General features: G+C 55.6%; 10 protein-coding genes. 5 read left to right on the top strand and 5 right to left on the bottom strand.

From position 1 onward, the window contains the following. Positions 1-49: 49 nt before the first annotated feature. From AC6I8E_RS22220 to ssuD, 3 genes are all read right to left on the bottom strand, one after another. Entirely contained in the window at positions 50-1462 is a 1413-nt protein-coding gene (locus tag AC6I8E_RS22220; protein WP_497824923.1) for an LLM class flavin-dependent oxidoreductase, read from the bottom strand. A gap of 68 nt (positions 1463-1530) precedes the next feature. Beyond that, a complete protein-coding gene (locus tag AC6I8E_RS22215) occupies positions 1531-2943 on the bottom strand; it encodes an FAD/NAD(P)-binding protein (protein ID WP_497824922.1) in 1413 nt (470 codons plus the stop codon). A 25-nt stretch (positions 2944-2968) separates the two neighbouring features. Further along, positions 2969-4141 carry an FMNH2-dependent alkanesulfonate monooxygenase gene (gene ssuD / locus AC6I8E_RS22210; RefSeq protein WP_497824921.1) on the bottom strand — a complete coding sequence of 391 codons (1173 nt, stop codon included), beginning with the start codon at positions 4139-4141 and terminating at the stop codon, positions 2969-2971. 274 nt (positions 4142-4415) lie between these two features. Here ssuD and AC6I8E_RS22205 point away from each other — a divergent pair, with 274 nt between their 5' ends. The 4 genes from AC6I8E_RS22205 to AC6I8E_RS22190 all read left to right on the top strand — a co-directional run bounded on the left by AC6I8E_RS22205 (position 4416) and on the right by AC6I8E_RS22190 (position 9547). Next, positions 4416-6305, top strand: a complete 1890-nt coding sequence (locus tag AC6I8E_RS22205) for a sigma-54-dependent Fis family transcriptional regulator (RefSeq protein ID WP_497824920.1) — start codon at positions 4416-4418, stop codon at positions 6303-6305. A 95-nt stretch (positions 6306-6400) separates the two neighbouring features. Beyond that, complete coding sequence (locus AC6I8E_RS22200) at positions 6401-7348, top strand: sulfonate ABC transporter substrate-binding protein (protein WP_497824919.1); 948 nt, start codon at positions 6401-6403, stop codon at positions 7346-7348. Positions 7349-7707: 359 nt separating this feature from the next. Next, the gene (locus AC6I8E_RS22195; protein WP_013356554.1) at positions 7708-8841 is read left to right on the top strand and encodes a glutathione-independent formaldehyde dehydrogenase; all 1134 of its coding nucleotides are present in this window, start codon (positions 7708-7710) and stop codon (positions 8839-8841) included. 391 nt (positions 8842-9232) lie between these two features. Further along, positions 9233-9547 carry a hypothetical protein gene (locus AC6I8E_RS22190; RefSeq protein ID WP_041456351.1) on the top strand — a complete coding sequence of 105 codons (315 nt, stop codon included), beginning with the start codon at positions 9233-9235 and terminating at the stop codon, positions 9545-9547. Here the strand turns inward: AC6I8E_RS22190 and AC6I8E_RS22185 are convergent. Beyond that, entirely contained in the window at positions 9544-10362 is an 819-nt protein-coding gene (locus tag AC6I8E_RS22185; RefSeq protein WP_497824974.1) for a DUF4225 domain-containing protein, read from the bottom strand. The two genes, AC6I8E_RS22190 and AC6I8E_RS22185, sit on opposite strands and share 4 nt — an antisense overlap. A 346-nt stretch (positions 10363-10708) precedes the next feature. On the opposite strand from AC6I8E_RS22185, the gene AC6I8E_RS22180 reads away from it, so the two are divergent. Then, entirely contained in the window at positions 10709-11404 is a 696-nt protein-coding gene (locus AC6I8E_RS22180; protein WP_497824918.1) for a haloacid dehalogenase type II, read from the top strand. Positions 11405-11441: 37 nt separating this feature from the next. Here AC6I8E_RS22180 and AC6I8E_RS22175 read toward each other — a convergent pair whose 3' ends face one another. After that, positions 11442-12971, bottom strand: a complete 1530-nt coding sequence (locus AC6I8E_RS22175) for a Fic family protein (protein ID WP_497824917.1) — start codon at positions 12969-12971, stop codon at positions 11442-11444. Positions 12972-13054: the final 83 nt, after the last annotated feature.

Below are 13054 nucleotides of genomic sequence, written 5' to 3'. Positions count from 1 at the left end.
TCGTTAATAAATCTGTAAAGCGATGACTGAGACTATTAACCGGCAGATTTCATCCTGATATTTCAGCGCTATCTATCTGCGTTTCTGCGTCAGCATGGCGGCGGTAACCGGCACCCGGATGTGGCAACGCCAGCCGCGGTCCCTTTCCGAACAACTTTTCACGCAGCGTGCCGGGCTGATAGTTCTGCTTGTAGACGCCGCGCTTTTGCAGTTCCGGCACCAGCAGTTCCACCACGTCAGTGAAGGTTTCATGCGTCACAGCGTAGGCGAGGTTAAATCCGTCAACGTCGGTCTCTTCAACCCAGCTCTGCAGTTCATCCGCTACGGTTTCGGCGCTGCCCACCAGCAACGGGCCAAAACCGCCAATGCCCACCCAGTCAGCCAGCCCCTGCACCGTCCACTGACGAGTGGGATCGGCGGTGGAGAAGGTCTCGACCGCCGACTGAATGGCGTTGGTATGCAGATGCTTCAGTACCTGATCCGGCTGATACTGCCCGAAATCGATACCGGTCCAGCCCGAGATGAGCGCCAGCGCGCCTTCGTAACTGACATAGCTTTTGTACTCCTGCCATTTCGCCTGCGCCGCCAGGTCGGTTTCACCCACAATCACCGTCTGCAGATTGAAGATCAGGATGGAACGCGGGTCACGTCCCGCCTCAGCGGCCCTGCGGCGAATATCTGCCACAGTTTTCTTCAGCAGTACTTTCGACGGTGCCGCGACAAATACACATTCAGCATGCTCCGCTGCAAAGGCCTTACCGCGGCTGGAGGCACCGGCCTGGTATAGCACCGGCGTGCGCTGCGGTGACGGCTCGCAAAGATGAATACCCGGCACCTGGAAAAACGTTCCCTGATGGTTAATCGGATGGATTTTACTGGGGTCGCTGAAAATATGACGTTCACGATCACGCAGGACAGCGTCGTCTTCCCAGCTTCCTTCCAGCAGCTTGTAGATAACCTGCAGATACTCATCGGCGTAGTCGTAGCGTGCATCGTGGTCGGTCTGAGCCTGATGCCCGATATTGCGCGCACCACTTTCCAGATAGGAGGTGACAATATTCCAGCCAATACGGCCTTTGGTCAGATGATCCAGGGTCGAGATCCGCCGCGCAAACGGGTAGGGGTGTTCAAACGACAGCGAGGCGGTCAGGCCAAAGCCCAGGTGTTCCGTCACCATGGCCATCGGCGTGATTAACGCCAGCGGATCGTTTACCGGTACCTGTGTAGCCTGACGGATGGCGGCATGGTTATTACCGTTGAGCACGTCATAGACACCCAGCACATCAGCAATAAACAGCCCATCAAATTTACCGCGTTCCAGCAGGCGCGCTAAATCGGTCCAGTACGCCAGATCTTTATACTGCCATGAGCGGTCACGCGGATGCGCCCACAAGCCGGGTGACTGATGACCAACACAGTTCATATCGAAAGCATTCAGGCGAATTTCACGTTGCGATGACATAGCGACTCCTGAGCGGATGCGGCAATCGCTTGCCGCCCACCTTTTAATATGTGTTTTATAAGGAAGATTCAGTAAGTGAGTGAGCCGGGACATCGCTCGCTGACAGGCAGGGATAGGGCATTCAGCAGTTGCCGTGCAACAGACTCAGCATGTTCCGCCACCTGCGGTAATCCCATCAGCTCGCCAAAGCGACCCCGTGCGGCAGGCCCGGCGACATACAGTCCGGGATTCGCTTCACCGTTCACATTCAGCGTCTGAGACAGCGCATTAACCTGGATCCCCAGCGCCAGCGGGTCAGGCTGGATAACGCCATCGCCATGGAGCTGACGCAGCAGCGCATTGCTGTTAAGCAGCGCGTTGTGTGCAGGGCCGGTGGTGACAATGACTTTCTCCACCTCCAGCATGTGTGATTGCCCACCACGCAGGCGCAGCGTCAGCCGGAGCGTTGCGCCATCCGATTCAGCGGCGATAAGGCGCGCCGCCAGCAGAGTCAGCTGACCGCTGGCCTGCTGCTGGCTGAGAATCTGACTCACCTGCGGCGCAATCCGGTAGCGGTGAACATCCCACCAGGGGCGCAGATGATGCAGAAAACGCTGCTGCTCATGCAGTGACAGACTCTGCCAGATGCGCTGACCGTTACGGCGGATATCATCCAGTACCAGCTGCCAGGGCAGATTCAGCGCCGCCGCCTGTCTGACCTCCTGACGCACCCGGTGTAGCCAGCCGCGCGCGGTCGCGGACTGCGGCTGACTGTAATCCAGGGCATAAGTCTCATTGCTGCCGCTCAGGTTGGCACGCGGCAGCTGGCCGCGACGGGAGAAGACGGTAATCTTTCCACGGTGCTGCTGACGATGCAGCGACGCCACCACATCGGACATGGTCAGCCCTGAACCGATAATCGCCACCCGTTCGTGAGGGGCGACCTGCGCCAGTGCGTCGCGCTGCCAGGGATTAGCAATCAAACCCGGATGGCTCTGTAGCGGCCTCAGCAGAGCAGGCAGATCCGGCGGGGGATGGCTGATCGCCAGCACTACCTGATCGGCATGAATCTGCTGCCCGGAGGCCGTGGTCACCACGCCATTCTTAAAGGCAACCGCACTGTCACGCAGATGACTCAGTTTCACCGGTGAGTGCTGCTGCTGATGAACAAACTGCGCATTGACCCAGCGTCCGAATTCACCGCGTTGCGGGTAGACGTTGCCGTCATGCCACAGCGCTTCCGGATCGGCCCTGAAGCCGGCAGAGGCGCGATAATCGCGATCGAAAACACCCTCTTCATCACCGGCAAGCTGCATTCTGCCGGCTGGGACATTAATGCGGTGGGCCGGATCGGTGGTGCCGTATGCCACGCCCTGCGCCAGCTGTGCGCGAGGTTCAATCACCGTCACCTGCAACCCCGCCTGGCCAGCGCGGGCCAGATGGATCGCCAGCGCGGTGCCGGTGAACCCGCCGCCGATAATGACAATCTGCTGTTGTGACATAAGCGAGCCTTTTTCTGTTAACTGACTAGCTGGCGCTGGCCTGTTTAGCCGGGCGACGGTCGCCGCCGATGGTTTCACCAAACGGACCTGTATTGACGCTGCGCTGTTTCTTTCCGGCGTTGGCGGCCAGCGGCAACAACGGCATTACCAGCTCCGCAAAGCGGTGTGCCTCTTCAAGATGCGGATAGCCGGAGAAGATAAAGTTCTCAATGCCCAGTGCCTGATACTCCCGGATGCGATCGGCAACCTGCTGCGGATTGCCAACCAGCGCTGTTCCTGCACCGCCGCGCACCAGGCCGACGCCTGCCCAGAGATTGGGACCGATGCGCAGGCTTTCACGCGACCCCTGATGCAGGGCACTCATCCGCGCCTGACCGGTGGAGTCCATGCGGGCAAAGATTTTCTGCGCGGCGGCGATAGTTTCTTCATCCAGATGTGAAATTAGTCGATCCGCGGCCGCCCAGGCTTCCTCTTCCGTTTCACGTACAATGACATGTAAGCGGATGCCATAAGAGAGCGTGCGGCCATTCTCCTGCGCCCGCTGACGAACCACCGCCAGCTTCTCCGCGACCTGTTCAACCGGCTCGCCCCACGTCAGATAGGTGTCGATCTGATTCGCCGCAACGTCGATAGCAGCCTCAGATGAGCCACCAAAATAGAGTGGCGGACCGTCTTCCTGCACCGGCGGGAAGAGGATCTCGGCGCCTTCCACGCGAATATGTTCGCCTTCAAAGTCTACCTTCTCGCCTTTCAGCAGGCGGGAGTAAACCTCAAGAAACTCTTTGGTCACCTGATAGCGCTCTTCATGACTCAGGAAGATGCCGTCACCTTTGTTCTCTACCGGATCACCACCCGTGACCACGTTGATCAGCAACCGGCCGCCGGAAAGACGGTCCAGCGTCGCCGCCATCCGCGCCGCCAGGCTGGGCGGTTGCAGGCCGGGACGCACGGCCACTAAATAGCGCAGCTTTTTGGTGATCGGTGCCAGTGCCGAGGCGACCAGCCATGAATCCTCGCAGCTTTTACCGGTCGGGATTAACACACCGTAGTAGCCCAGATTATCTGCCGCCAGCGCAACCTGCTGTAAATAGGGTAAATCGACTGCTCTGCCGCCTTCGGTGGTACCCAGATAGCGCCCGTCGCCGTGGGTAGGCAGAAACCAGAAGAGGTTGAGGTTTTCCTGTGTCGCATGACTCATTAGCAGATTCCTTTATAACGATATTAAAATTTATCACATAGGGTTAATCCCTTTGGTTATATATCCTCTAGCAGGATGCGTGCCACTGCGATGAAATATTTTTATTACCAAAATTCAATAACTTATCGTTTTTGTGGCAGACGCTAACCTGCTGCATTCGCAACAGGCATAGTTGCAGCCTGCTGCATTGGCAACAATCTGACTGGTTTCGCCTCTCGTTTCGGCGTCAGCGGCGCGGTATGGTCATGGTTTTCCCGTTCATCCGGTAAATGAGATGCAGATATCCAGCCCTGAGTTAATTGACCCCGCATCGCGCGCCTTTAAAAGCGTGCTGGATCAGCTCGCGCCCACCGATGCGACGGTACTGATCATCGGTGAAACCGGCACCGGCAAAGAGGTGATGGCGCGCTATCTGCATCATCACAGCGCCCGCAGCCGGCAGCCTTTTCTGGCGGTAAACTGCGGCGCACTTACCGAGAGCCTGGCGGAGTCGGAGCTGTTTGGTCATGAGAAGGGTGCCTTTACCGGTGCACAGGACAGGCATCGTGGCTGGTTTGAGGCGGCAGAGGGCGGCACGCTGCTGCTGGATGAGATTGGTGAGCTAAGCCCGTCGCTGCAGGTGAAGCTGCTACGCGTGCTGCAGGAGCGTGAAATTACCCGCGTCGGATCGTCCAGGCCGGTAAAAGTCAATGTGCGGGTCATTGCCGCGACCAACCGGGATCTGGCGGTGGCTATCCGTGAACGGCGATTCCGGGAAGACCTCTATTACCGGCTGAATGTGGCCAGCGTCACACTGCCGCCGCTGCGCCAGCGCTGCGAAGATATTCCGGTGCTGGCCAGTCACTTCCTGCAGCTCTATGCGCGCCGTCTTGGTCGTCCTCAGCTTCGCCTCAGTGACGAAGCCATGACAGTGCTGATGAACTACAGCTGGCCGGGCAACATCCGTGAACTGGAGAACACGCTGCACAACGCCGTGCTGCTCAGCAAAACTTCACTGGTCACGCCGCAGCAGCTGCGGCTAAGCCCTCTTGCGGGGAGCGACCTGCCGCAGGGAGAGGAGGCGCTGGATCAGTTTTTACGCCAGCAGATGCAGCAGAGTGATACACCGCTCTATCCCCGGGTAATTGCTGCGCTGGTGAAAAATGCGCTGGAACTCACCCAGGGTAATCAGTTACAGGCGGCCGCGCTGCTGGGTATCAGCCGACATACATTGCGCACACAGCTGGGACATCTGGGGGTGATTAAACCGCGCCGCGGTTCAGTGCGTCAGCGTGATGCTGCTCCCGGTCAGCAGCCTGAGCGGGAGCGGGAACTGCGTATTGGTTATCAGAAATTTGGCAACCTTGGCATTCTGAAAGCCCGCCAGTCGCTGGAGCAGCAGCTGGCCGGGCAGGGTGTCAGCGTCATGTGGAGTGAATTTCCTGCGGGTCCGCAGCTTCTGCATGCACTGAGCAATAAGGAGATCGATTTCGGGACCACCGGTGAAGTTCCCCCCTTGTTTGCGCAGGCCAGCAACAGTCCCATGGTCTATGTTGCCTGGGAACCTGCCGCCCCGCAAAGCGTGGCGCTGCTGGTGCCTAACAGCAGCCCGGTTAAGCAGATTGGCGATCTCAGAGGCAAACGTATTGCCGTGAATCGCGGCTCCAACGTTCACTATCTGTTGTTGCAGATTCTGGATGAGGCGGGTTTAGCGCTGGATGATGTGCGTATTGTCTATGCCCCGCCTAAATATCCGCTGACGCCCAGCGATCTCAACGCGGTGGATGCCTGGATGATGTGGGATCCGTTACTCAGCGATGCGGAGAACAGCGGAGAGTTCAGGGTGATTGCGGATGGCACAGGCCGGGTCAATAACCATCAGTTTTACCTGGCTGAGCGCGGATTTTCGACGCACTCTGGCGATCTGTTACAGGTTCTGCTTAGCGCACTGGAGCAGACCGGCCGCTACATTGATGCGCATCGTGCTGAAGCTGCCGGGCTGCTCTCAACGGAACTCGGCATCTCTGCAACCTCACTGATGCACGCCTTAGCCCGGCGCAGCCATCAGACCCAGAGAATGAACCTGGCCATCATCCGGGAACAGCAGACTATCGCCGACCGCTTCTATGCGCTGGGGTTATTCAGTCGCGCCATTCGCGTACGCGAGTCGGTCTGGCATCCATAGCGTTTTTTTAGCTAAGCATCGAACATTTCATCGCTAAGCGCTTCAACCCGCGTTTGTTATGTTGCGCAGACAACAACCAGACTCAGGAACGAGAGATGAAAAAAGTTTTACTCAGCGCTTTGATTATTGCCGCCCAGGCGGGTTTCGCGTTCAGCACCCAGGCAGCAGAAAAACCCGAGACAGTGAACATCGGTTTTCAGAAAGCCAATATCTTTGCGCTGCTGAAGTATCGCGGCACGCTGGATCAGGAATTTAAAAAGCAGGGCATTGCGGTGCACTGGATTGAGTTCCCGGCCGGACCGCAGATGCTGGAGGGCTTAAACATCGGCAGTATCGATCTGGCCGCTACCGGCGACGCGCCACCGACACTTGCCCAGGCCGCACAGGCCGATCTGGTTTATCTGGGACATTCGCCAGCTAACCCAAAAACCGAAGCGATTGTGGTGCCCGCTGACTCCCCGATCAAAAGCGTGGCGGATCTCAAAGGCAAACGTGTGGCGCTGAACAAAGGCTCTGACGTTAACTATCTGCTGGTCACCGCGCTGGAGCAGGCAGGGCTGACCTATAAAGACATTACGCCGGTCTATCTGCCCCCTGCTGATGCGCGCGCCGCTTTCCAGCGCGGCGCGGTGGATGCCTGGGTCATCTGGGATCCCTACTACGCTGAAGTGGAAACTAATGCCCACGCGCGGCTGATTAAAAATGCTGAAGGGCTGGTGCCACACTACACCTTCTATCTTGCCAGTCGTAAGTTCGCGGAGCGCTATCCACACATCGCTTCTGAGGTGGTGGATGAGCTGGGTTCACTGAGTCAGTGGGCTAATCAAAATCAGGAAGAAGTCGCAAAAATCATGTCCACCTCAACCGGCCTGCCGCAGCCGATCTGGCAGCGCGCGCTGGCAAGGATGCCGTTTGGCGCGGAGCGGATGACGCCAGAAGTCTTCACCCAGCAGCAGGCGCTGGCAGATACCTTTACCCGGATTGGTCTGTTGCCGGTGAAAGTTGATATCCGCAGCGCGACATGGTCGCAGGATAAGAAGTAGGCAAACATCAGGCGGATGTTTATCAGGATAAATGCCGCCTGACATCTGATGATAATCAGGCCCGGTAAATAGCAACAGGCGGCCTCGCTAATCCTGTTCCAGCATTAGCCCGGAACTTTACAGCAGGATGAGGATAAGCAGAACGGCAGAGAGAGATGAACGTTTTTTTAGCGAAGCGGTTTTACATTTCAGAGAGTTACATGATGTTTCTTTTGACAGGCTGCGCCATAAGCTGTTCTACACTTACACCTTCAGTCACGCCGTTTGACTGAAAAAGCAGCATCACGAAGAAGGTGGTGACGGCAATGCATCACGCAGTCGCCACCCTCAAAACTGATCATGCCTGTGAGGTAAACACTATGAAAGCAGTTGTCTATAACGGACCTTTTGACGTTTCAGTCAAAGATGTCCCGGATCCGAAAATCGTTCGTCCCACCGATGTGATTGTCCGTATTACCACCACCAATATCTGCGGTTCTGACTTACATATGTACGAAGGGCGAACCAGCTTTGAGCAGGGTCGCATCTTCGGCCATGAGAATCTGGGCCAGGTTGTTGAAATTGGTAGCGGTGTAGACCGGATTAAAGTCGGTGATTATGTCTGCCTGCCCTTTAATGTCGGCTGCGGCTTCTGTGAAAACTGCGAGAAGGGGTTAACCGGTTACTGTCTTACGGCAAATCCGGGTACGGCCGGTGCCGCCTATGGCTTTGCGGAGATGGGCGAATGGGAGGGTGGACAGGCGGAGTTACTTCGTGTTCCTTTTGCTGACTTTAACTGCCTGGTACTGCCGCCGGATGCGGCAGAAAAGGAGGAAGATTACGTTATGCTGTCCGACATCTTCCCCACCGGCTGGCATGCCACTGAGCTGGCAGGCTTGCGCCCTGGCGAGAGTGTTGCCATTTACGGCGCTGGCCCGGTCGGCTTAATGGCGGCGCACTCGGCCATGATTAAAGGCGCATCACAGGTCTTTGTGGTCGATACCCATCCGGACAGACTGGCGTTAGCCGAACAGCTTGGCGCTGTGGCAATTAATGGCGTGGGAGATGAGGCGGTCAATAAAATCCTCGAACTCACCGATGGACGCGGCACGGATTGCGGTTGCGAATGCGTGGGTTATCAGTGCTGCAATAAACATGGCCACGAAGATAACTCCGCTACGCTGAACAGCCTTGTTGCATCAACTAAAGCCACAGGCGGTATTGGTACGGTAGGCGTTTTTGTTCCTCAGGATCCGGGCGGGGCAACCGAACTGGCTAAAGAGGGCAAAGTGCCGTTCGATTTTGGTACGTTCTGGTTTAAAGGTCAGTCAATGAAGACCGGCCAGTGTAACGTGAAAGCCTACAACCGCCAGCTCGCAAGGCTTATCCATCAGGGCAGAGCTAATCCGGCGCAGATCATTTCGCATCGTCTTGCACTGGCAGACGCTCCCGAAGGCTATAAGCATTTTGACGACCGGGATAATGGCTGGACAAAGGTTATCCTGAAACCCTGAGTCGTGAGGCATTGCGTATAAGCCACATTCAGGCGGAGATGAGAAGGAGAACTAAAAGCCTGTCTGTGGTTTGAAGCTTTATATCGCGTGTCATGACCTTGCCGAAGCTACCGGGTGTCGCGCACGTCATACTCAGCAGCTTTTTCTTAACTGAATTGGCGCTTTCCATTCCGGATAAACCGGTTTCTGTCAGTACACCATGACTGGTTAACAGGTCTTATTACTCCAGCAACATCCCGGTCTTAATGGCGGTTTTCGCGGAGACGATGACGCTTTCCCATCGGGAATTCTGTCTGCCGGGTGTTGTGGGGTAAACTGACGGGGGTCGATAACTAGACCGCTTTCTGCTATATCTGTTGTGTTTCCAGGAGCATTTTAAGGACGAAAGGCAATGAGAGTAAGTGAAGAAGCCCTGCTGCGCTCGGGCTTCAGCCCCGCAGACCTACGAAAAGTTAATAATAACCTTGCCAGCTATGGCGGCACCCTGGGAGATGCCATTCAGGATCTGTCCAGACGCTTCAGAATAGCGCTGACCGTGGTGCTGTGCTGTCTCGCTGTATTTATTTTTCTACTATTTGTTGGCTCCAGCGAAACGGTTTTTTCCGGGGGGATTGCGCTTCTCTGCGGTTGTGCGGTTGCCATTTTTGTTCAACCGCCAGTGTTGTCTTATAAGTCCTGGCGATACCAGAGAGCAAACAGAGATTAACGGCTACGTTGGTCGGTCGTGAGAAGGTCAAAAATCACTTTCGCTTTGACGCCATAATCCACGATTTTCATCGTTAATTTTGGTCTGCTCATGGTGTCAACTTTCCGGTAGTAGTCACGGGGAAGCCACCGGAACAGACGCCACGCGCCGGGTTTTCTTGCCAGACCAAAAACACTGTAAACGCTGGCGCTCAGTGTTGCCGCATTGTAGAACGCCAGTCCTGTGTTCGGGCTGAATCCCATGAACTGCGCAGCTTCCATTGCCCCGTCTGCAAAAATTCCTTCAGAGTGTGACTCTGTGCCGTAACGGAGATGACTGACTTCCTTCGATATGCCATTTACGCCGTCAATGAACAGTGTGGCACCGGCCAGCATACCGATGGGAGTCATGGAAGAGATCATGATCATCCCGCCGAACATGGCAACCCCGGACAAAACGATATGTACGGCAGAGATGACATACCCTACAATTTTGTTATTTTCTCGGATAAAATCCACTTTAGCGATGAGCTTTGCGGTCTGCATCCGTAGCAAGCGATCCTGCTCACGAAGGTTCCCAGTCTCTTCCCGAAGTTTTTTTATACAAGCTATACAGTCTTCATCGGTCCTGGCCTGACGTGCTGCGGCAAATTGTTTCTCTACAACGTCCCTGATTTCCTGAACAAACTGAAGCCGGGTGAGGCTGTCGCGCAGATGAAAGTCTGAAATCACGTTAGCGGCTTCTATCAGCTTTCTCGCTTCCATATTGACCATCGTTTCGGCCCATGCCCGGTTACGGCCACCTGAACGCATCATTGAAAGTAACGCAGCATCCATTTTTACTCTCCCTGTTGATTTTACCGTTCCAGAGGTAATAAACCATTCTCTTCGTGTGTAAACCATACACCAGGGAGGGAAGGAGCAGACGTTATAATGGGATATATCCAGATGCTGTTTAGCTGAGAATTGAGAAAAATAGTCCACCTTTGATGTATCTAATTGATATTTAACATAATTAGTATTGTGCGCCATACCTCCAGGCTTAAGTTATATCTGGTTTTGCCAATCTACCTTCAACCTATCGCTGCCCCCAAATCTTGAGTAAACCTCCTCAGTGTCCTACCTTCAGACAGCGTCTGACAAAGCCTCACAATCACACCCAATACATCAGCCGGAGGCCCCCATGACCCGCATTCATAACCCCAAACCCTATAGCGGCACCCTGTTTTTCGATGTCAATGAAACCCTGCTGGACACCACCAAACTCAATCAGGTTGTTGCTCAGCGCCTCGGCAACCGGCCGGAGCGCGCCGAGGCCTGGTTTACCTCGCTGTTGCATCATTCACTGGTCGAGTCAGTGACGGGCAGCTGGCACAGCTTTGGTGATATTGCCGAAGCGGTACTGAAGATGACCGCTGCACGTTACGGCGTCACTCTGCCAACTGACGCGACGCCGCTGGCTGACATTATTGCCGCCATGCCCGCCCATCCGGACGTTGCCGCAGGACTGGCTGCCCTGAAGCTGCAGGGATTTACGCTGGTTGCGCTGACCAACTCCTCAGCCGCGCTGGCAGAAAAACAGCTCAGTTCAGCCGGGCTGGCACCGCTGTTCACCCGCATCCTTAGCGTGGAACAGGTGCAGGTCTATAAGCCCGATCTCAGAGTCTATCAGTGGGCAATGAAAGAGATGGGCAAGCCCGTCTCTGAGTGCATGATGGTGGCGGCGCATGGCTGGGATGTGGGTGGCGCAAAACGTGCAGGGATGAAAACCGCCTTTGTTACCCGCAACGGCCAGGTACCTTATCCGCTGGCACCTGCACCTGATTTGATCGTCAGCGATATCCAGGCGCTGGCCACACACCTAAAACCGCTCTGCTGAGCATAATGCGCAGGGATTCCCGGTGAAACCCAGGCCGTCATTCTGCCTGCGTCTCAAACGCCGATCTGACCGCTTCCACGATGCGCCCGGAGAGCGTGATATCTTCGAGCAACGGGAACGTTTTTTTAAGCTTGCCTGAGATCTGCCAGCCATTTTCCTTCAGCGAACGAATAATGCGACTCGCGTCCTGATCGGGCATTTCAACGACTTCCTTCAGGCGCTGCTGTGCACGCTGAAATATCACCAGTACGCGCGCTTCATCAGCCATCTCTTTTCGGACGGTGTGCTCTATAACTTTGCAGGTATAGAGCACATGCTCGGTTAAGTCGGGATAGCGCCAGGCGAAACGGGCATCCTCATAGTCGCTAAAACTGAAGTTGCTCAGCGTGCCATCTTCATAGGTTTTGAGCTCACTAAATCGATAGCAGCCTGCATAGCGCCGCATCAGCCGTTTCGAGAACACGTCCAGCGTGCGGTCGTAGCCGACCCGAAAATCCATCGAGCTGGTGATGGTGGCTGAGACCGGCAGGATGACCCCATCAGGTAACGCCCCGTCACGAATCAGCGTGTCATTGATTAAAAATCGATGGATGCGACCATTGCCATCACGCATCGGGTGGATATAGACGAAGCCAAACGCAATAACAGCGGCACGGGCCAGAGGTGCGGCACCCTGTGTCGCCAGGTCAAAGGCTTTCAGGCCCTGCATGAAGCGGGGAACATCATCATAGTGTGGCGCAATATAGTGAACGATATCTTCGCGCATTGTCGACTGCCCGACAAACACCGGCGAGCGGCGCAGGCCCAGCCCCAGTGCGTCCTGGCCAAGAATACCCTGCTGTATGGTATGCAGGCTGCTATCACTGAGCGGATCGTCAAGCTGTCCGCAATACTGCGCAATAACGTGAGCAAAACGCTGAATGCGGTCGCCCTGATCCGACTCTTTCTCAATCAGAAAACTGGCGCGCGACTCTTTAAATGTCAGCCAGCTGGCAGTGCGCATCAGGATGTCTGCGCCAAAGGCGTTATCCAGATCGTTTAAGGCATCATTGAGATCGAACGTAAGCGCCTGCTCAACGGCCGCGGTTCTGCGCACCAGTGGGCAGAAATCCACCGATCCCGGCAGGTTATCATTGATGCGCCAGCGTCTGACGCGCTTTACTGTTGTTCGGGTCAGACAGGCTTTGGATGAAATGGCCTCAATATAGCCTCCATTGGTGACATCCGGTACCTGCAGCGTGTTGCCGGTCAGCCATTCATAGAAAAAACCCGCCCGCCGCGCATACTGTCCGAACGGCTCCTGACGGCACCATGCCTCCAGCGGTTCCGGGCCGACAGCGGTAAACAGGCGGGCAAAAAACTCCAGGTGAATCTCTTCGTATTTGAGACCAAAGGCAAAGTGACCGGCAAAATCATCTTCCGGCTGATAGCCAGGGGGATAATGATTTTCCACCTGCCCCTGACTCTCATGATGAGAGCGTACCGTTCCGATAGCTGACTTAACGCGTAATGGCTGCGCCAGTCTGATAGCATAACGTTCGCGCAGTGCGCTAAAGCCGACCAGCATAGTGAATCCTTTATCCGTTGCCCGAAAAGAATAACAAAAAGGATATTTAACACTAAAACGCTAATATAGCTATCGTGACAACA

The organism is Pantoea sp. X-Soil-YNGN-785 (assembly GCF_059730585.1).
The sequence above is the reverse complement of the archived record's forward strand: the minus strand, read 5'-3'. Positions and strand labels throughout refer to the sequence as shown.

What these genes read in the sequence shown, in the direction of transcription:
- AC6I8E_RS22220 (WP_497824923.1), bottom strand. Translation starts at nt 1,462, where the DNA reads ATGTCATCGCAACGTGAAATTCGCCTGAATGCTTTCGATATGAACTGT.
- AC6I8E_RS22215 (WP_497824922.1), bottom strand. Translation starts at nt 2,943, where the DNA reads ATGTCACAACAGCAGATTGTCATTATCGGCGGCGGGTTCACCGGCACC.
- ssuD (WP_497824921.1), bottom strand. Translation starts at nt 4,141, where the DNA reads ATGAGTCATGCGACACAGGAAAACCTCAACCTCTTCTGGTTTCTGCCT.
- AC6I8E_RS22205 (WP_497824920.1), top strand. Translation starts at nt 4,416, where the DNA reads ATGCAGATATCCAGCCCTGAGTTAATTGACCCCGCATCGCGCGCCTTT.
- AC6I8E_RS22200 (WP_497824919.1), top strand. Translation starts at nt 6,401, where the DNA reads ATGAAAAAAGTTTTACTCAGCGCTTTGATTATTGCCGCCCAGGCGGGT.
- AC6I8E_RS22195 (WP_013356554.1), top strand. Translation starts at nt 7,708, where the DNA reads ATGAAAGCAGTTGTCTATAACGGACCTTTTGACGTTTCAGTCAAAGAT.
- AC6I8E_RS22190 (WP_041456351.1), top strand. Translation starts at nt 9,233, where the DNA reads ATGAGAGTAAGTGAAGAAGCCCTGCTGCGCTCGGGCTTCAGCCCCGCA.
- AC6I8E_RS22185 (WP_497824974.1), bottom strand. Translation starts at nt 10,362, where the DNA reads ATGGATGCTGCGTTACTTTCAATGATGCGTTCAGGTGGCCGTAACCGG.
- AC6I8E_RS22180 (WP_497824918.1), top strand. Translation starts at nt 10,709, where the DNA reads ATGACCCGCATTCATAACCCCAAACCCTATAGCGGCACCCTGTTTTTC.
- AC6I8E_RS22175 (WP_497824917.1), bottom strand. Translation starts at nt 12,971, where the DNA reads ATGCTGGTCGGCTTTAGCGCACTGCGCGAACGTTATGCTATCAGACTG.